This window comes from Rhizobium sp. P1_B8, assembly GCF_056406515.1.
The window spans coordinates 37,058-54,670 of record NZ_JBFTZZ010000033.1 but is presented as its reverse complement, the minus strand read 5'-3'; the positions used below and the strand labels follow the sequence as shown (position 1 = coordinate 54,670).

At 62.2% G+C, this 17,613-nt stretch carries 15 protein-coding genes; 5 read left to right on the top strand and 10 right to left on the bottom strand.

The genetic code is table 11. From position 1 onward, the window contains the following. Nucleotides 1-5: 5 nt before the first annotated feature. Both rsmD and AC1D2N_RS29615 read right to left on the bottom strand, forming a co-directional pair. Nucleotides 6-566: a 16S rRNA (guanine(966)-N(2))-methyltransferase RsmD gene (gene rsmD / locus AC1D2N_RS29620; protein WP_017959156.1), complete on the bottom strand. Its 561-nt coding sequence runs from the start codon at nucleotides 564-566 to the stop codon at nucleotides 6-8. Beyond that, complete coding sequence (locus AC1D2N_RS29615; RefSeq protein WP_130651788.1) at nucleotides 547-2,658, bottom strand: pseudouridine synthase; 2,112 nt, start codon at nucleotides 2,656-2,658, stop codon at nucleotides 547-549. The genes rsmD and AC1D2N_RS29615 overlap by 20 nt, the downstream gene beginning before the upstream one ends. A 90-nt stretch (nucleotides 2,659-2,748) precedes the next feature. Between AC1D2N_RS29615 and AC1D2N_RS29610 the strand changes: the two genes are divergently transcribed. Beyond that, on the top strand, nucleotides 2,749-3,186 hold the full coding sequence (locus AC1D2N_RS29610; protein ID WP_047621938.1) for a nucleoside deaminase: 438 nt from the start codon (nucleotides 2,749-2,751) through the stop codon (nucleotides 3,184-3,186). Nucleotides 3,187-3,237: 51 nt separating this feature from the next. On the opposite strand, the gene AC1D2N_RS29605 is transcribed toward AC1D2N_RS29610, so the two are convergent. The 4 genes from AC1D2N_RS29605 to AC1D2N_RS29590 all read right to left on the bottom strand — a co-directional run bounded on the left by AC1D2N_RS29605 (nucleotide 3,238) and on the right by AC1D2N_RS29590 (nucleotide 9,024). Continuing rightward, the gene (locus tag AC1D2N_RS29605) at nucleotides 3,238-3,867 is read right to left on the bottom strand and encodes a hypothetical protein (RefSeq protein WP_113542655.1); all 630 of its coding nucleotides are present in this window, start codon (nucleotides 3,865-3,867) and stop codon (nucleotides 3,238-3,240) included. A 133-nt stretch (nucleotides 3,868-4,000) separates the two neighbouring features. Beyond that, complete coding sequence (ileS, locus tag AC1D2N_RS29600) at nucleotides 4,001-6,892, bottom strand: isoleucine--tRNA ligase (protein ID WP_130653503.1); 2,892 nt, start codon at nucleotides 6,890-6,892, stop codon at nucleotides 4,001-4,003. Between the two features lie 285 nt (nucleotides 6,893-7,177). Continuing rightward, entirely contained in the window at nucleotides 7,178-8,161 is a 984-nt protein-coding gene (locus AC1D2N_RS29595) for a bifunctional riboflavin kinase/FAD synthetase (protein ID WP_130653502.1), read from the bottom strand. Between the two features lie 14 nt (nucleotides 8,162-8,175). Then, on the bottom strand, nucleotides 8,176-9,024 hold the full coding sequence (locus tag AC1D2N_RS29590) for a TIGR01459 family HAD-type hydrolase (RefSeq protein WP_130651787.1): 849 nt from the start codon (nucleotides 9,022-9,024) through the stop codon (nucleotides 8,176-8,178). 364 nt (nucleotides 9,025-9,388) lie between these two features. On the opposite strand from AC1D2N_RS29590, the gene groES reads away from it, so the two are divergent. From groES to AC1D2N_RS29575, 3 genes are all read left to right on the top strand, one after another. Then, on the top strand, nucleotides 9,389-9,685 hold the full coding sequence (gene groES, locus AC1D2N_RS29585) for a co-chaperone GroES (RefSeq protein WP_477982531.1): 297 nt from the start codon (nucleotides 9,389-9,391) through the stop codon (nucleotides 9,683-9,685). A gap of 72 nt (nucleotides 9,686-9,757) precedes the next feature. Further along, nucleotides 9,758-11,398 carry a chaperonin GroEL gene (groL, locus tag AC1D2N_RS29580; RefSeq protein WP_018244970.1) on the top strand — a complete coding sequence of 547 codons (1,641 nt, stop codon included), beginning with the start codon at nucleotides 9,758-9,760 and terminating at the stop codon, nucleotides 11,396-11,398. Between the two features lie 737 nt (nucleotides 11,399-12,135). Further along, entirely contained in the window at nucleotides 12,136-12,612 is a 477-nt protein-coding gene (locus AC1D2N_RS29575; protein ID WP_130651786.1) for a hypothetical protein, read from the top strand. Between the two features lie 123 nt (nucleotides 12,613-12,735). On the opposite strand, the gene AC1D2N_RS29570 is transcribed toward AC1D2N_RS29575, so the two are convergent. After that, entirely contained in the window at nucleotides 12,736-13,446 is a 711-nt protein-coding gene (locus AC1D2N_RS29570; protein ID WP_113542648.1) for a glutathione binding-like protein, read from the bottom strand. Between the two features lie 212 nt (nucleotides 13,447-13,658). Between AC1D2N_RS29570 and AC1D2N_RS29565 the strand changes: the two genes are divergently transcribed. After that, nucleotides 13,659-14,096: a DoxX family protein gene (locus tag AC1D2N_RS29565; protein ID WP_018070161.1), complete on the top strand. Its 438-nt coding sequence runs from the start codon at nucleotides 13,659-13,661 to the stop codon at nucleotides 14,094-14,096. Between the two features lie 79 nt (nucleotides 14,097-14,175). On the opposite strand, the gene hisG is transcribed toward AC1D2N_RS29565, so the two are convergent. From hisG to hisS, 3 genes are read right to left on the bottom strand one after another with little or no spacing between them, the layout of a single operon-like run. Beyond that, a complete protein-coding gene (gene hisG / locus AC1D2N_RS29560; protein ID WP_003556816.1) occupies nucleotides 14,176-14,871 on the bottom strand; it encodes an ATP phosphoribosyltransferase in 696 nt (231 codons plus the stop codon). Continuing rightward, nucleotides 14,868-15,989 (bottom strand): ATP phosphoribosyltransferase regulatory subunit, encoded by a 1,122-nt coding sequence (locus AC1D2N_RS29555; protein WP_018244965.1) that lies wholly within the window; start codon nucleotides 15,987-15,989, stop codon nucleotides 14,868-14,870. Before AC1D2N_RS29555 ends, hisG begins: the two co-directional genes overlap by 4 nt. Nucleotides 15,990-16,031: 42 nt before the next feature. After that, nucleotides 16,032-17,555 (bottom strand): histidine--tRNA ligase, encoded by a 1,524-nt coding sequence (gene hisS / locus AC1D2N_RS29550; RefSeq protein WP_130651785.1) that lies wholly within the window; start codon nucleotides 17,553-17,555, stop codon nucleotides 16,032-16,034. Between the last annotated feature and the right edge of the window lie 58 nt (nucleotides 17,556-17,613).

The following is a 17,613-nucleotide window of genomic DNA, read 5'->3' as shown; positions in this document are numbered from 1 at the left end:
CCCGCTTATTGCGGCTGATATCGGAAGAAATGCACCCTCGTATCGCCAAAGATGCGGCTTTCGAGGAAAACATAGGAAGGATGGACGGAAACGACAATATCGGCGCGTTCTTCGAGCACGGCGATTGCGCCCGGCCGTAGCCAGCCGCCCTCGGCCGCCGCCGCCATCGCCTTCTCACCGAGACCCTTGCCATAGGGCGGGTCGGCAAAGAGCACGTCGAAGGGTTCGAGATTGCCGACGCTGCCGAGATCGGTCGCATCCCGGCGCAGGATGCGCGTGCGGCCGTGCAGGCCGAGCGCATCGATGTTCTCCCAGAGCAGCGCCCTGCCCTCGACACTGTTTTCGACGAAGAGCGCATGGCGACAGCCGCGTGAAACGGCTTCGAGGCCGACGGCGCCGGTGCCGGCAAAAAGGTCGAGGATCCGGGTGCCATCGACGCATTCCGGATAGGCATGGCTCAATATATTGAACAGGCTCTCGCGCGTCCGGTCGGCAGTCGGCCGGATCTCGTTGGATTTTGGCACGGCGAGAGGCCGTCCGCGAAACTCACCGCCGACGATCCGCACCGCGCGTCATTCCCTTTCCTTTAGCACCACCTCTGGACGGCCCGCCTGCAGGCCTGTCGCCGCCCGGCCTGTCACCACCGGGTTTGGCGCCTTTCGGCTTGCCGGAAAAACTCTTGGCCCCACCAGGCTTGGCCCCACCGGGCTTGGCCGCAAAGCCCTTGCCGCGCGGCCTGTCACCAGAAGGTCTATCACCCGAAGGCTTGTCGCCGAACGGTCTTTCACCGCGGGGACGCTCGGAGCGGCCCTCGCCGGCAAAGCTTCTGGCTGCGCGCGGACGCTCATCACCGTCCTCGCGCGGCCTGCGATCGCCACGCGGCTTGTCGCCGAAGGGCCGGTCTCCACGCGAGGGGCGATCACCGAACGGCCGGTCGCCGCGCGGACGCTCCGAACGGCCTTCGCCGGCGGAGGTTCTGGCGGCACGGGGACGCTCGTCACCGTCCGTACGCGGCTTGCGATCGCCGCGCGGCTTGTCACCGAAGGGCCGATCCCCACGCGAGGGGCGATCACCGAACGGCCGATCGCCGCGCGGACGCTCCGAACGGCCTTCGCCGGCGGAGGTTCTGGCGGCACGAGGACGCTCGTCACCTTCCGCACGCGGCTTGCGATCACCGCGCGGTTTGTCGCCGAAGGGCCGATCCCCACGCGAGGGACGATCACTGAACGGCCGTTCGCCGCGCGCCGGGCGGTCGCCAAAACCACGGTCTTCGCGAGCGGGGCGATCCCCGAAGGAACGCTTGCGGCCGAAGCCCTCGCCCTCATCCTTGCGACGGGGCTGCTCGCTCGAGCGGATCCATTCGCCATCCTCTTCGCGCACGCGGTTCACCTGTGTGCGCGGGCGATCCTCGATGCGATCATTCTTGGCAGGCGCCGGCTCGCCGCGCCGGCGCGCGGTCTGCGCATTCTTGGCGGCTTTCGCAGCAGCCTTTTCGCCGAGCGGCCGGGCGCCCGGCGCCATCCAGACATTGGCGCTGCGGCGCTGGCCGAGCGGCTGGGGACGCTTTGGCCTTTCATCGTCCCGGCGCCCGCCATCGCGGCGGTCGTCCTCTTTGCGCGCGCCACCGTGGCGGTCGTCGCGCTTGGTGTCGAGGCGGCTCAGCGCCCGTTCGCGCTTGTCCTCGTCGCGGCGCGGACGCTCGCGTTTTTCCGGTGCTGCGGGCTCTGCCTCTTCCTCGGCAGCGACGGCCGGCGCATTGTAGATCGGCGCGTCGAAATTCGCCTTGGCTTCCTCGATGAGGCGCGGGCCGAGCTGGTCGCGGAGTGTCCGGCCGCGCACTTCGATCACATGGCCTTCCGGCAGGTCGCCGAGCTGGAACGGGCCATAGGAAATGCGGATCAGGCGATTGACGTCGAGGCCGAGCGCGCCGAGCACGTTCTTGATTTCGCGGTTCTTGCCTTCGCGAAGGCCCATGGTGATCCAGACGTTCGAGCCTTGCGTGCGGTCGAGCGTCGCCTCGATCGAGCCATAGAGCACACCGTCGACGGCGATGCCGTCCTTCAGCTTGTCGAGCGCGTCCTGATCGATCTCGCCATGGGCGCGGACGCGGTAGCGCCGCAGCCAGCCGGTCGCCGGCAGCTCGAGCGCCCGGGCGAGACCACCGTCATTGGTCAGCAGCAGCAGGCCTTCGGTGTTGATGTCGAGGCGGCCGATCGACATGACGCGCGGCAGCTCGTCCGGCAGGTTGTCGAACACGGTCGAGCGGCCCTCCGGATCGGCATTGGTGGTCACGAGGCCGGCGGGCTTGTGATAGAGCCACAGCCTGGTGCGCTCGATGCCGCGGATCGGCACGCCGTCGACTTCGATCCGATCGGCGAGCGTGACGTTGACGACGGGGGTTTCGAGCACCCTGCCGTTCAGCGTCACACGGCCTTCCATGATCATGCGTTCGATGTCGCGGCGGGAGGCAACGCCGGCGCGCGCCATCACCTTGGAAATGCGTTCGGCCTTGGCCTCACCATCGGTCTCGGCGGCGATCGTGCGTGCGGCCGCAGGCTTTGCCGGCTTCTCGTCGTCCGCCTTCGGGCCGGCTTTCGACCTGATATCCCGTGAAAGGGGCTTTGCGCCCGGGCGTTTTGGCTTGTCTTTGGGTGTCATTTGTTGTTTGCCTGCCTTTTGGGCCTGTCTATCAGGTCACGCATCTGCGGTTAAGTGGAAATTCTTGCGATCGTGAAGACAAATCGTTTCATGGAGATGGCGCTTGAAGAAGCGCGCGCGGCCGGAGAACGCGGTGAGGTGCCGATCGGCGCCGTCGTCGTTATCGACGATATTGCCGTTTCACGCTCGGGAAACCGTACGCGCGAGCTCAAAGACGTCACCGCGCATGCCGAAATCGCCGCGATCCGGCTCGCCTGCGAAGCGCTTGGACAAGAGCGCCTTGTCGGTGCCGATCTCTACGTGACGCTGGAGCCTTGCACCATGTGCGCAGCAGCCATCTCGTTTGCGCGTATCCGCAGGCTCTATTACGGCGCCGAGGACCCGAAGGGCGGCGCCGTCGACAATGGCGTGCGATTCTATGGGCAGTCGACCTGCCACCACGCCCCGGAAGTCTATTCCGGCTTCAACGAGGTCCAATCGGCCGATATGCTGCGAAAGTTCTTCTCGCAAAGGAGAGAGGCGCCGTAATCTCCAGCGCCGGTGCGCGGCGCCGTCATCCTTGCCGGCGCGCCGAAAAAGCTATTGCAGGAGGTTCCACCACTGCTTGCCGGTGTTGGCGACAGCTGCATCCTTTTTACGCTTCTTCTGCTTCTTGAGCTCGGGCTCGCCGACATCATCGAGCTTTGCCGGATCGTCGACGGTGCGGTAGCCGGGCGGCGGATCTGATATATAGCGGCGCTGATCGACATAGGAGCCCTTCTGCAGAGCACGGGCTTCACGATAAGCCTTGGTCTGGGCTTCCGTCGTGCGCCGGCCGCCTTCGATCGCAGAGCTTGCGAGCGGCGAACGGTAATTCGGATTGTCCGAATTCTCGTCGGCTTCCGAAACGAGACGGGCGCGGGTCTCCTCCGGCGATTCAAGCCATTGCGGATTGTCCTTGTTGGCGACCGTCTGCTGCGGCGCAACGAGGGTCTCTTTCTGCGCCTGTGCCGGCAGCACCAGCGTCGGCCGCGGCGTGTACTTGACGCCCTTGTTCTTCGGGTCCGGTCCAGTCAACGACACGGACTGGCCGAGATCGTCGGTCAACTGTTCCATGGCGGTCTTGTCCGTGCCGTAGGTCGGGCTGCTGGCGCAACTGGACACCAGGGAGCATCCCGCCATTACAACAGACAGGCAGGCGCCCATACGGAACCAATGCGTTGCTAACATGAAAACCCTTCCAGCCCTGCCGGTGCAATCCTCGCCCAACCGGACAACCGTCCCCCTGACGCAAAAATCCGGCCATTTTCAGGCAGCTTTTACCGGATGAACCGCGAAAGCGCAATTCATCCGGCAATATTCTTCACTTGAGCGCGGCAAGCTCGCGAAGGGCAGCAGCGTCGCGGGCCGAAACATCGGGATATTCCGGATCGGAGCCGACATCCCTGGTGATGCGCCATGACCGAGCGCATTTTTCACCCTCTGCAAGCTTTGGCACGACGCTGACCTCAGGCACCTCGGCAAGGCGGAAAGCATCCGACGGTCCTTCGCCGGCCTTGATCTCGATTGCCGAGGTGATGCAGACCTCGGTGAAGTCCTGGCCTTCCAGCGCCTTTAACAGCTCCGGATTGGCAATGTGGACAAGCGGAGCCGCTTCCAGCGAGGAGCCGATGCGCTTGTCCTTGCGCTCGATTTCCAGGGCGCCGGTCACAACCGAACGCACTGCGCGGATCTTCTTCCACTTCTCGGCCAAGGCATCGTTGCGCCATTCCCTTGCGACCGGAGCAAACTGCTCAAGATGCACGGAAACGGCAGACGGGTCACGCGACAGCCAGGCCTCCTCGGTGGTGAAGGGCAGCATCGGGGCGAGCCACGTCACCATGCAATCGAAGATCTGACGGATGACGTGCAGGCTGGCGCGCCTGCGCAGGCTCGACGGCGCATCGCAATAGAGCGCATCCTTGCGGACATCGAAATAGAAGGCCGAAAGCTCGACATTGGCGAAATCGATCAGCGCGCGAGCGATCTTCTTGAAGTCGAAGGCATCGTAGTTCTCGCGCACCAGCTCATCGAGCTCGGCAAGCCGGTGCAGCATCAGCTGCTCCAGCTCGGGCAGGTCGGAAAGCGCGATCTCCTCGCCCTTGTCGTGGGCGAGCGTGCCGAGCATCCAGCGGATGGTGTTGCGCAGTTTGCGATAAGCGTCGACATTGGTCTGGATGATCGTCTTGCCGACACGCAGGTCGTCGGCATAATCCGAGGTCATGACCCAGAGGCGCAGGATATCGGCGCCGGCGTCCTTCATCACTTCCTGCGGCGCGGTGACGTTGCCCTTCGACTTGGACATCTTTTCGCCCTTCTCGTCCATGGTGAAGCCATGGGTGAGGACGGCGTCGTAAGGCGCACGGCCACGGGTGGCAGCCGATTCCAGCAGCGACGAATGGAACCAGCCGCGATGCTGGTCGGAACCCTCGAGATAAAGATCGGCCGGCCACTTCAGATCCGGACGGTCTTCGAGCGTGAAGGTGTGCGTCGAGCCAGAATCGAACCAGACGTCGAGAATATCCATGACCTGCGTCCAGCGGGAATGGTCATGGTCATTGCCGAGGAATCGCTCCTTGGCGCCTTCGGCAAACCAGGCGTCAGCGCCCTCATGTTCGAAGGCTTCGAGGATGCGGGCGTTGACGGCTTCATCGACCAGGACCTCGCCCTCCTCGTCGGCAAAGACGGCGATCGGCACGCCCCAGGCGCGCTGGCGCGAGAGCACCCAGTCCGGGCGGCCTTCGATCATGGCGCGCAGGCGGTTCTGGCCGGCGGCGGGCACGAAGCGCGTGTCGTCGATTGCACCGAGCGCGCGCGAACGCAGCGTCGTGCCGTCGGCAAGGGTCTTGTCCATATAGACGAACCATTGCGGCGTATTGCGGAAGATGACCGGCTTCTTCGAGCGCCAGGAATGCGGATACTGGTGCTTCAGCCGGCCGCGGGCAAAGAGTGCGCCGCGGGCGATCAGTTCCTTGATGACGCGGTCATTGGCATCGCCCTTCTTGCCGTTGTCGTCGATGACGCGAGCGCCTTCGAAGCCGGGGGCGTCTGATGTGTAGAAGCCGCCGTCGTCGACCGGGAACGGGATCTTGGTCTCGACGCCGCGGGCCTCAAGCGTGCGGACAGCCGACATCCAGGCATCAAAGTCTTCGCGACCGTGGCTTGGGGCCGTATGCACGAAACCGGTGCCAGCATCGTCGGTGACGTGATCGCCATCGAGCAGCGGCACGAGGAAATCATAGCCACCGCCGAGACCCTTGAAGGGATGCGCGCAGGTCATCGCTGCGAAGTCAGCCGAAGAGACATCGCTCAAGCGCTTGTACTGCAGCTTGGCCTTGGCGAAGGATTCCTCGGCCAGCTTATCGGCAAAGATCAGCTTTTCGCCCGGGCGCGGGCCAAAATCGTTCTCGGCGGCCGTCACCTCATAGAGGCCGTAGGAGACACGCGCGGAAAAGGAGACCGCACGGTTGCCGGGGATCGTCCAGGGCGTGGTCGTCCAGATAACTACGAATGCATCCTTGAGCGCCGCCGGACCTTCGACGACGGGGAATTTCACCCAGATCGTATCGCTCTCATAGTCCTGGTATTCGACCTCGGCCTCGGCCAACGCCGTGCGCTCGACGACCGACCACATGATCGGCTTGGAGCCGCGATAAAGCTGACCGCTTGCGGCGATCTTCAACAGTTCGCCGGCGATGCGCGACTCCGCGTGGAAGTTCATCGTCGTATAGGGATTGTCGAAGTCGCCCTCGATGCCGAGACGCTTGAACTCTTCTGCCTGGACCTTGATCCAGCCGGCGGCGAATTCACGGCATTCCCGGCGGAATTCATTGACCGGGACCTCGTCCTTGTTCTTGCCCTTCTCGCGGTACTTCTCTTCGATCTTCCATTCGATCGGCAGGCCGTGGCAATCCCAGCCAGGCACGTAATTGGCGTCGTAGCCGCGCATCTGGAATGAGCGGTTGATGACGTCCTTGAGGATCTTGTTCAGCGCGTGGCCGATATGGATGTTGCCGTTGGCATAGGGCGGACCGTCGTGAAGGACGAATTTCTCGCGGCCGGCGGCGGAAGCGCGCAGTTTCTTGTAGAGACCCATCTCCTGCCAGCGCTTGACGAGCTCCGGCTCCTTCTGCGGCAGGCCGGCGCGCATGGGGAAATCAGTGTCGGGCAAATAGAGGGTCTTCGAATAGTCGATCTTTTCGGCTGTGTCGGTCATGTCTGGCAATCGTTTCTGGCGGCCCGGAAAGGGCGCAACGGGCGTGAAATAGCTGGTGGCGGAAGCGCTCGTTTCCAAGCGCTGAAAACCCGGACCTTCCGGCCGCTTAGCGCGCGCGGAAGGCCGGGCCGATAATTCGCATCATCATTGCCAGCCGAAATTTCGTCATCGCGCCGGTTCATAGGCGTTTTTGCCGGGAAAAGGAAGAGAAGAATTGCCGGCTAGCAATCGGCATCAACGGCTGGAATTGACGGTGTCCCAGCGACAGCCGCACTCAAGGCGACCTCAGTAAAAGCACAGTTTCCCATCAAGCGCACTGAGCGGCGTAACACCCGCAAGCAGCGCCCTCGCCTCTTCCTCATCGCGTTTGATCTGGGCGACGAGCGGATCGAGGCCGTCGAATTTCAGCTCGGGTCTAATATAGCCGAAGAAGGAGACTGAGCAGAGCTGGCCGTAGAGATCGCCGCTGAAATCGAAAAGATAGGTTTCGAGCAGCGGTGCGCCGTTTTCCGTCACCGTCGGCCGGCGGCCGTAGCTTGCGACGGCATCGTGGAGCGTGCCGTCCTGACGGCGGAAGCGGACGGCATAGATGCCGGCAGCAAGATCGACCTCCGGCGGCAGGCGCATGTTGGCCGTCGGGAAACCGAGCTGACGGCCGAGCTTTTCGCCGTCGATCACCTCGGCTTCCACCGTGTAGCGGTAGCCCAGCATGCCGGCGACTTCGCTGACGCTGCCCTCCTTCAAGAGGGCGCGGATGTGGCTCGAAGAGACGACATCGGCGTTTTCGTCGCGGAAGGCATCGATCAAGGTGACGCCGAAGCCGTAGGTATGTCCGGCATTCATCAGGAAGGCGGGACCGCCTTCGCGGCCGCGGCCGAAATGGAAATCGAAACCGGTGACGACTTCGGAGGCGCCGAGCCAATCCTTCAGGATCGAATGGATGAAATCATCGGCCGAGCGCTGCGAGAATTCGTAGTCAAAGGGATACTCGATGACGGCGCTGAAACCCAGCGCTTCCAGGATGCGGGCCTTCAGCGGCGCGGGCGTCAGGCGGAAGACCGGCGCCTGCGGCCGAAAGACCGTGCGCGGATGCGGCTCGAAGGTCAGCACCAAAGCGGGAATACCGCGCGCCTTGGAGATTTCGAGCGCGCGGCTCAGCACCGATTGATGGCCGCGGTGCACGCCGTCGAAATTACCGATGGCAATGACGCCGCCCTTCAGATGGGCGGGCAAGGGTTCCCGGGTTTCATTGCGGTGGAAGACGGTCATCGGCTGGCTTCTCTTCATGCAAGGCGTGGCATCCACCACTTCGGCGCGGCTTTTTCCCGTTCAAGATAGGCGTTGAGGATCGCCTCGTCGGTTTCGCCGTTGAGGGTGTATTCCCTGGCGTGGATCCCGCCGCTGATGTAAAGAAGGTCGAGGCCATAATTCAAGGCACCGCGCACATCGGTCGGCATGCCGTCGCCGATCGCCAGCACTCGGTCGACGGGGAAATCGCCGCGAAGCTCGCGAGCAGCGGCCAGCGTCGCCTCGTAGATCGGCCGGTGCGGCTTGCCGGCGATGCGGGTGCTGCCACCGAGCTGTTCGTAATAGGCGGCCATGGCGCCGGCGCAGGGGATGATGCGATGGCCGCGCTCGACGATGAGGTCGGGATTGGCGCAGATCATCGGCACGTCGCGGGCTTTGAAGTCGAGAAGCATGTCAGTGTAATCCTCCGGCTTCTCGGTCTCGTCGTCGAAAAAGCCGGTGCAGACCAGCGATTGCGCTTCGCCCGCCGGCCGGCGCTCGACGCCAATGCCTTCGAGAAGCGCCTTGTCGCGCTCCGGGCCGAGCAGAAAGACCGTCTTCGGCCCTTCGGAGATCAGCCGGCGCGTGACGTCGCCCGAGGTGACGATCCTGTCATAGGCGCTATCGGGAACGCCGATCTGGCGCAGCTGCTCGACCACCTGCCAGGAAAGACGCGGCGAATTGGTGATAAGGACGACGGTAAGACCACTCTCGCGTGCCGCTTCAAGGGCGGCTGCCGCCTTGGGGAACGGATCGACGCCGTTGTGAACGACACCCCAGACATCGCAGAGCACCACATCATAGTGACTTGTTATCTCCGAGAAGTTTTCTATCCGCTTCGCCATTCCGATTTCCCGATTTGCTTCAGTCACCGGTGACATTGCAAAGGCGCAAGGCGATGGCAAGGCATTTTCTTTGCTGCCGGCCAATGGGAAGATTTCGACCGGCGATCGGCGGGAGTGGATGGGCAAAGCTTGACGATCCCATCCCAAGGCGGACGAGTTCGGCTGCGCCGGGTTTCGGCCGCAATCTCCGACTATTCTCCAGCCTCTTCACAATTCCGGCGCAAAAATTCGTGATTGCTCTCATTGACTCCTTTCGGAGCCATCCCTAAATGCTCGTCGCTAGCACTCACCGCAAGGGAGTGCTAACACATATCCATGTGGACCACTCCGGTCCGCGAATGTCATTCGATCGAGGGATTAGACAATGGCAAGCACCAACTTCCGCCCCCTTCACGACCGCGTCGTTGTTCGCCGCGTTGTGTCCGAAGCCAAGACCAAGGGTGGCATCATCATTCCCGATACCGCCAAGGAAAAGCCGCAGGAAGGCGAAATCGTCGCCGTCGGCTCCGGCGCGCGCGATGAGTCCGGCAAGGTTGTCGCACTCGACGTCAAGGCTGGCGACCGCATCCTGTTCGGCAAGTGGTCCGGCACCGAAGTCAAGATCGACGGCGAAGACCTTCTGATCATGAAGGAAGCCGACATTATGGGCATCATCGGCTGATCGGCCGACCTGCTTTCCCGAAATGGCTGACGGGCCTTTTGCCCGAACAACTCGAATTCAGGAGTTAAGAATATGGCATCTAAAGAAATCAAGTTTGGCCGCACCGCGCGCGAAAAGATGCTGCGCGGCGTCGACATTCTCGCCGATGCAGTGAAGGTCACGCTCGGCCCGAAGGGTCGTAACGTCATCATCGACAAGTCCTTCGGCGCTCCGCGCATCACCAAGGACGGCGTTTCGGTCGCCAAGGAAATCGAACTCGAAGACAAGTTCGAAAACATGGGCGCCCAGATGGTCCGCGAAGTTGCTTCGAAGACCAACGACATCGCCGGCGACGGCACCACGACTGCAACCGTTCTTGCCCAGGCGATCGTTCGCGAAGGCAACAAGGCCGTTGCCGCCGGCATGAACCCGATGGACCTGAAGCGCGGCATCGATCTTGCTGTTGCTGACGTCGTGAAGGATCTCCAGGCCAAGGCCAAGAAGATCTCCACCTCGGAAGAAGTTGCACAGGTCGGCACGATTTCGGCCAATGGCGACAAGCAGGTCGGTCTCGACATTGCTGAAGCCATGCAGAAGGTCGGCAACGAAGGCGTCATCACGGTTGAAGAAGCCAAGACCGCCGAAACCGAACTCGAAGTCGTCGAAGGCATGCAGTTCGACCGTGGCTACCTCAGCCCCTACTTCGTGACCAACCCGGAAAAGATGATCGCAGACCTCGAAGATGTCTTCATTCTCCTTCACGAGAAGAAGCTCTCGAACCTGCAGTCGATGCTCCCGGTTCTCGAAGCTGTCGTTCAGACCGGCAAGCCGCTCCTCATCGTCGCTGAAGACGTCGAAGGCGAAGCCCTCGCAACGCTCGTCGTCAACAAACTGCGCGGCGGCCTCAAGATCGCTGCCGTCAAGGCTCCTGGCTTCGGCGACCGCCGCAAGGCCATGCTCGAAGACATCGCCATCCTGACGGGCGGCACTGTCATCTCTGAAGATCTCGGCATCAAGCTCGAATCCGTCACGCTCGACATGCTCGGCCGTGCCAAGAAGGTTTCGATCTCCAAGGAAAACACCACGATCGTCGACGGTTCGGGCGCCAAGACCGACATCGAAGGCCGTGTTGCCCAGATCAAGGCTCAGATCGAAGAAACCACCTCCGACTACGACCGCGAGAAGCTGCAGGAACGTCTTGCCAAGCTCGCTGGCGGCGTTGCCGTCATCCGCGTCGGCGGCTCGACGGAAGTTGAAGTGAAGGAAAAGAAGGACCGCATCGACGACGCGCTCAACGCGACCCGCGCTGCTGTTCAGGAAGGCATCGTCCCCGGCGGCGGTATCGCTCTGCTCCGCTCCTCCACGAAGATCACCGTCAAGGGTGCAAACGACGACCAGGAAGCCGGCATCAACATCGTTCGCCGCGCCCTGCAGTCGCTCGTTCGTCAGATCGCTGAAAACGCAGGTGACGAAGCCTCGATCGTTGTCGGGAAGGTCCTCGACAAGAACGAAGACAACTTCGGCTACAACGCCCAGACATCCGAATATGGCGACATGATCGCCATGGGTATCGTCGACCCGCTCAAGGTCGTTCGCACGGCGCTGCAGAACGCTGCTTCTGTCGCATCGCTGCTGATCACCACCGAAGCCATGATCGCCGAACTGCCGAAGAAGGATGCCCCTGCTGGCATGCCGGGCGGCATGGGCGGCATGGGCGGTATGGACATGATGTGATAGGCCAACGGCCTTTCACAGCATCGTTCATGAAACCGCCCATCATCTAAGATGGTTCAGCGCGTCAAGCGCGCTGAGCTGGCGGAATGGACATGATGTGATTGGCGAAAGCCATCACTGACCACCATTCCGGCATCCGGAACAGGAAGGGCGGCCCTCGGGTCGCCCTTTTCTTTTTCCCCCAAGCGATTCGAAACGCGGCACACTGATTGGCATAGCCGACGAAACGTTTACCCAGTTCCCTCTTGCCGGCCCCGGGCGCGAAGCTTGCGCCAAGCTTGCGCTGCCTGCGTATTTCTGAGCCTGCCAAAATGCGAGAAATCGCAGCGCTGCGGCAGTATTTCCGGCCTGACGTGGAGTGAAAACGCTGGCAGAGCTCTCAAAGATGATCTTCCCATGCCAATTCTGGCGAAATAGGCGGAAGATGCGGGCATCCCAAGAAATGAGGCCGATCCGAATACCCCTTAAAAAGCCGTTGCCGTTTGTCCAAAAGCCCCTATAAATCCGCGCTGCAATTAAAGCGCGCCCGGCGATAATTTTTCGCCAATAGACCAGGCCGGAGTGCGGAAGGCGATGCGTGAACGTTCGGTTTCGAAGGGCTCCGGTTACAGAGGCCCGATGGCCGTGCAATCATCGCCGGAGGTAAGCGCGGGCATCATGCCCGCTGCTGCGTGATCCTGTTTCTTTGTGTTTGCCGAGCGTGCGGCGGAAGAGCCGCATCCGAACTGGGGAACGCCTTGTTTAAGATCGCCAGAGCCAATGCAGCCGTACCCTTGACGCCCGGCTCGCTTGATGACGCCAATCAAAATCACGAGATGTTGGCGCAGTTTTCCGTTTCCGAAGCCTGGACTGGAGATTTTTCGAGCGGGATGCTCCGTCTCGGCGAATGGAGCGCGATGCTGCACGGTCTTGCCGCACAGGAATGCGGACTCTTAAGCCTGATCCGCTGCTACGACGCCAAGGAGCGCAGCCACATATTGGAGCTGTTTGAGCAGGCGGCGACGCTCTGCTCCTCCTTCTGTTTTTCGACGACGATCATCATGCCGAACGGCTTCCGCCAGCCGCTGTTCTGCATGGGCGAGTCGAACGGGCTTGAGCAGAAATACAGCGGCAGCATGGTCGGCGTCTTCATCTTTCCACGCTTCAAGCTGGAAGGGGCAAGCCAGATCACGACAGCGCCGCACGTCCTTTCAGACGCGCAAAGGACGCTGTAGCCCCTTAAATCTGTTCCGATCTAAGGAGTTGTGCGGGAGTTGGCGATAGGCCGGAAGAGCAAAATCAACGGCCGCTCCCGATGTCTTCGAGGGCGGCCTTTCTACTTTCCGGCGATCTGTTGGTTACTCCGGCTTGACCGGGATGTTGAGGCCCCTGGCACTTGCCGGACGGGCGATGCAGCGCTCCAGCCAATCCGAGACGGCGGGGAATTTCGCATATTCGAGCACCTCGCGACCGCCATAGAAGATATCGGCGCCGCGAACCCAGGTGAAGGTGGTGATGTCGGCGATCGTATACTGATCGCCCATGATCCACTGACGACCCTTCAGCCGGCCCTCGAGCACGCCGAGCAACCGTTTGGATTCATCGCGATAGCGCTCCACCGGGTAGGCGTTGTTGGCGACCTTGTCGGCAGCGAATTTGTGGAAATGTCCGAACTGGCCGAACATCGGGCCGATACCCGCCATCTGGAAAAACACCCACTGGATGGTTTCGTAGCGGCCAGCAGCATCAGCAGGGATGAGCTTGCCGGTTTTTTCCGCAAGATAAAGCAGGATGGCGCCGGATTCGAAAAGGCCGATCGGCTTCCCGTCCGGACCGTTTGGATCGATGATCGCCGGAATGCGGCCGTTCGGATTGAGAGATTCGAATTCCGGCGACTTCTGCTCGTTGGCGGCGAAGGAAATATAATGCGGCTCATAGGCGAGAGCGAGCTCTTCGAGGGCGACGGAGACCTTCACCCCATTCGGCGTCTGCAGGGAATAGAGCTGGATGATATCGGAATTTCTAGCCGGCCAGCGCGTCGTGATCGGAAATGCGGAAAGATCTGCCATCGGATTCTCCATGTTGGGCGCCGACCATAAAAGACCGGGCTTGGCAAAGGCAAGCGGGAGACGGCAAGGAGATCGTTCCATATTAGTGAACGAAGTGTCCCCTTTCGTTTATCTTTCCACAACGCAAGAAAAGAGCGACATAGAGGCATCCGAGGTCGAACCGGTGCCGGGGCACCAAGATCTCCAGAGTCATTGAAACGGAGACAACGTCCATGTCGAACAACGTCATTATCCTGATTGCCCGTATTCTTCTTTCCTTCATGTTCATCTTTGCCGGCTTCGGCAAGGTAACTGATCCGGCAGCGACCGCCGGCATGATCGCCGGTGCCGGCCTTCCGGCTTCCACCGCGCTGACCTATCTCGCCGGCCTCTTCGAACTCGCAACCGGTATTGCCGTGCTCGTCGGCTTCCAGGTCCGCATCGTCGGCTGGCTGCTGGCCGTCTTCTGTGTCTTCACCGGCGTCGTCTTCCACCTTGCGCCGGTCAATGTTCCGGATTTCCCGGCTGCGGCCAACGGCTGGATCAACGGCCTGAACTTCGTCAACTTCCTGAAGAACATCACGCTCGCCGGCGCCTATATCATGCTCGCAACCAATGGCGCAGGCGCCTACTCGCTCGACGCCCGCCGTGGTGCCTACGCAGCGGCCTGACACCAGCTATATCCTCCCAGAAACAGAGAAACCCGCCGTCATCCGACGGCGGGTTTTTCTTGTGTCTTAACGGCTAATTTCAGAGGGCGGCGCGCACTGCCTCGATGATCGCCTGCACAGCGGGTTCGCCGGCATGGCTTTCCTTGCGGGCGCGCACGAGGCAGGCCTGCGAATGCAGGATGACGCCGTCCTGGAGCACCTTCAGGTGGTTGGCGCGCAGCGTCGAGCCGGTGGAGGTGATATCGACGATGATATCGGCCGAGCCGGACGCGGGGGCCCCCTCGGTGGCGCCCAGGCTTTCGACGATGCGATAAAGCTGGATGCCGTGCTGGCTCGAAAAGAACTGCTGGGTCAGCCGCCAGTATTTGGTGGCGATGGCAAGGCGCCTGGAGTGGCGGGCGCGGAAATCGGCGGCGACATCGACGAGATCGGCCATGGTGTCGACATCGAGCCAGATCTCCGGCACGGCAACGACGACATCGGCATGGCCGAAGCCGAGCCGGGCGCAGAATTCGACCCGCTTGTCGACCTCGGCAAAACCTTCCCGCATCAGATCCTCGCCGGTGACACCGAAATCGACGGTGCCGTTGCCGATTTCACGGGAGATTTCGGAAGCCGAGAGAAAGGCGATCTCCACATCATCCCAGCCTTCGACGCGGCCGCGGTAGGAGCGATCGTTGCCAACCGCCGAGATCGTCATGCCGGCACGTTCGAAGATCGCCGAAGCGTCCTCCTTCATCCGGCCCTTGGAGGGAAGCGCGATGGTGATGGTCATGCGGCTGCCCTTTCGGTTTCGATACGGTCGAGCCAGAAGGAGAAGCCGACGGCCGGAATGCGGTCCGTTGCGCCGAGGAAAGTCAGGAGCCGATCAAAGCGGCCGCCGCCGGCCAGAACCGCGGTCGAGCCTTCCACCGTCACCTCGAAGACGAGGCCGGTGTAATAATCGAGCGGGCGTCCGAAGGCGGCGCGATAGTCGAGGCAGGAAAGATCGACACCGGCATTGGAAAGTGCTGCGACCCGGCCATTGAAGCGTGCGAGGGCGTTGCCGAGTTTCAGCCCGGCAGCATCGGCGAAACCGGCAAGGGCCGCGGACGCATTGACGAGCGGCACGTCAAGCGACAGAAACTCTTCCAGCACGTGGAAGGCCGCGTCGTCGAGGCGCGTTTCGGACAGGATGAGCTTTTCCTTGAGCCTTCGGGCGATCTCCAGGGCCGAGCGGCCGGCATTCGTCGAATAGCCGGTCTTCTGCATCTCCCGCTCGAGATGGGCGACCAGCGCCTGCTCGTCGCCCGATGCGACAAGCCTGGCAATATCGTCGTCCAACCCGGTGACGAATTGCGGGCTGACGAGGCTGGCAAGCAGCGCTTCCAATTGCGTCATATTGCCGAAGGCGTGGATGAGGCGCTTCTGCCAGCCGAGCGGCAGGCCGAGCGCCTGGACGACCGCCTCGAACACCGCCTGGTCGCCCAGCGTCACCGCCAGGCGGCGGCCCGGCAGCAGGCGGGCGAGAATGCCGGTGGCATCGCCGATGGCGCGGGCGTCGGCGTTTGACAGGTCGATATCGCCGAGATCCTCAATGCCGGCCTGATAGAATTCATTGGCGCCGTCGCGACGCTGGCGGAAAACCTCGCCGAGGTAGGCGTAGCGCTTCGGCGTGCCGGTCGCCGTCTCGATGTGGCGCAGACAGACGGGGATGGTGAACTCGGGACGCAGGCAGAGGCTGGCGCCGGTTTCGCTCTCCGTCATGAAGATGCGGCGGCGCAGATCCTCGCCGGCGATATCAAGGAAAGGTTCGGCCGGCTGAATGACAGGCGTGTCGATGCGCTCGGCATTGCGCGCGACAAATTCGGCAAGCAGGTCGTTGGAGAATTCGGGGAGGTTGATCAGAGGCATGCGGGCCTCCGAACGATAGGCAAAGAGCGTGTCGGAAATGCCTCAGACATTGCCGCCCGCCCTCTTCCGATCCTCGGCCTGCGCAGCAAGGATTTCACGCACCTTGGCGACGAGGTCGGCTTCCGGCGCCGTCTCCTGCGCCACGCGCGCTTCGCGCCAGCTGGCATTGTCTTCGATCTCGCCGGAGAGCCGCTTGCCTTCGATCAGATCCTTAATCTGCACGACGCCTTCGGCGCGCTCGTCGCCGCCCTGGATGATGGCGACAGGGCAGCCGCGGCGATCGGCATATTTCAGCTGGTTGCCGAACTTCTTCCAATTGCCCTGGAACATCTCGGCGCGGATGCCGGCGGCGCGCAGTTCCTGCGTCATCTTCTGATATCGGCCCATCGCCTCGACATCGCCGTCCATGACGGTCACCAGCACCGGCTCGATAATCTCACTGGCGCCGAGCTTGCCGAGGTTCTTCAGCGCCGTCATCAGCCTGGAGACGCCGATCGAAAAGCCTGTCGCCGGAACCGGCTGACCCATGAAGCGCGAGACGAGGCCATCATAACGGCCGCCGCCGCCGACCGAACCGAAGACGACCTTTTCGCCCTTTTCGTTGGTGACGTCGAAGCTCAGTTCGGCCTCATAGACCGGGCCGGTATAATATTCGAGGCCGCGGACGACGGAGGGGTCGATCTTGATGCGGTCAGGGCCATAGCCGGCGCTGGTGACGAGTGCCGCGATGAAATTCAGCTCCTCGACGCCTTCGCCACCCCTGGAGGTTCCCGCCACGAGCTCGAAGAGGCGGGCGGCACTTTCGGCATAGACCTTGATGCCGACGAAGAACAGCACCTTGTCGATCTGCTCCTGGTTAAGCCCGGCGCCCTTGGTGAAGTCGCCGGATTCATCCTTGCGGCCGGGGCCGAGCAGCAATGCCACGCCTTCCGGGCCGAACTTGTCGAGCTTGTCGATGGCGCGCAGCACGTTCAGCCGCTGGCCGGCCTTGTCGTCGCCGCCGAGACCGATGGCCTCGAGCACGCCGTCCAGGACCTTCCGGTTATTGACGCGGATGACATAGTCGCCGCGCTTGATGCCCAGGGCTTCCAGCGTATCGGCCATCATCATGCACATTTCGGCATCGGCCTGGACGCCGGGCGCGCCGACGGTATCGGCATCGAACTGCATGAACTGACGGAAGCGGCCGGGGCCGGGCTTCTCGTTGCGGAAGACGTAACCGGCGCGATAGGTGCGGTAGGGCAGCTGGATCTCGTTGAAATTCTCGGCGACATGACGGGCGAGCGGCGCCGTCAGGTCGTAACGCAGCGACATCCATTGTTCGTCATCGTCCTGCAGCGAGAACACGCCCTCGTTTGGCCGGTCGCTGTCAGGCAGGAACTTGCCGAGCGCATCGGTATATTCGAACAGCGGCGTTTCGAGCGGATCGAAACCATAATGCTCATAGACTCCCCTGATCTTTGCCGTCATCTCGTTGACGGCGCGGATATCGCCGGCCGTCCGGTCGACGAAGCCGCGCGGCAGGCGGGCCTTGAGCTTTTGTGGTTTCTTCTGCTTGTCGTTCATTTCCGGGAATTCCACTGACTGTGACAGTGGCGGTTTCCTAGCGGATTGGGCGGGGAGC

Coding starts and splice junctions, on each gene's coding strand:
- AC1D2N_RS29615 (WP_130651788.1), bottom strand. CDS start 2,658: ATGACACCCAAAGACAAGCCAAAACGCCCGGGCGCAAAGCCCCTTTCA.
- AC1D2N_RS29610 (WP_047621938.1), top strand. CDS start 2,749: ATGGAGATGGCGCTTGAAGAAGCGCGCGCGGCCGGAGAACGCGGTGAG.
- AC1D2N_RS29605 (WP_113542655.1), bottom strand. CDS start 3,867: ATGTTAGCAACGCATTGGTTCCGTATGGGCGCCTGCCTGTCTGTTGTA.
- ileS (WP_130653503.1), bottom strand. CDS start 6,892: ATGACCGACACAGCCGAAAAGATCGACTATTCGAAGACCCTCTATTTG.
- AC1D2N_RS29595 (WP_130653502.1), bottom strand. CDS start 8,161: ATGACCGTCTTCCACCGCAATGAAACCCGGGAACCCTTGCCCGCCCAT.
- AC1D2N_RS29590 (WP_130651787.1), bottom strand. CDS start 9,024: ATGGCGAAGCGGATAGAAAACTTCTCGGAGATAACAAGTCACTATGAT.
- groES (WP_477982531.1), top strand. CDS start 9,389: ATGGCAAGCACCAACTTCCGCCCCCTTCACGACCGCGTCGTTGTTCGC.
- groL (WP_018244970.1), top strand. CDS start 9,758: ATGGCATCTAAAGAAATCAAGTTTGGCCGCACCGCGCGCGAAAAGATG.
- AC1D2N_RS29570 (WP_113542648.1), bottom strand. CDS start 13,446: ATGGCAGATCTTTCCGCATTTCCGATCACGACGCGCTGGCCGGCTAGA.
- AC1D2N_RS29565 (WP_018070161.1), top strand. CDS start 13,659: ATGTCGAACAACGTCATTATCCTGATTGCCCGTATTCTTCTTTCCTTC.
- hisG (WP_003556816.1), bottom strand. CDS start 14,871: ATGACCATCACCATCGCGCTTCCCTCCAAGGGCCGGATGAAGGAGGAC.
- AC1D2N_RS29555 (WP_018244965.1), bottom strand. CDS start 15,989: ATGCCTCTGATCAACCTCCCCGAATTCTCCAACGACCTGCTTGCCGAA.
- hisS (WP_130651785.1), bottom strand. CDS start 17,555: ATGAACGACAAGCAGAAGAAACCACAAAAGCTCAAGGCCCGCCTGCCG.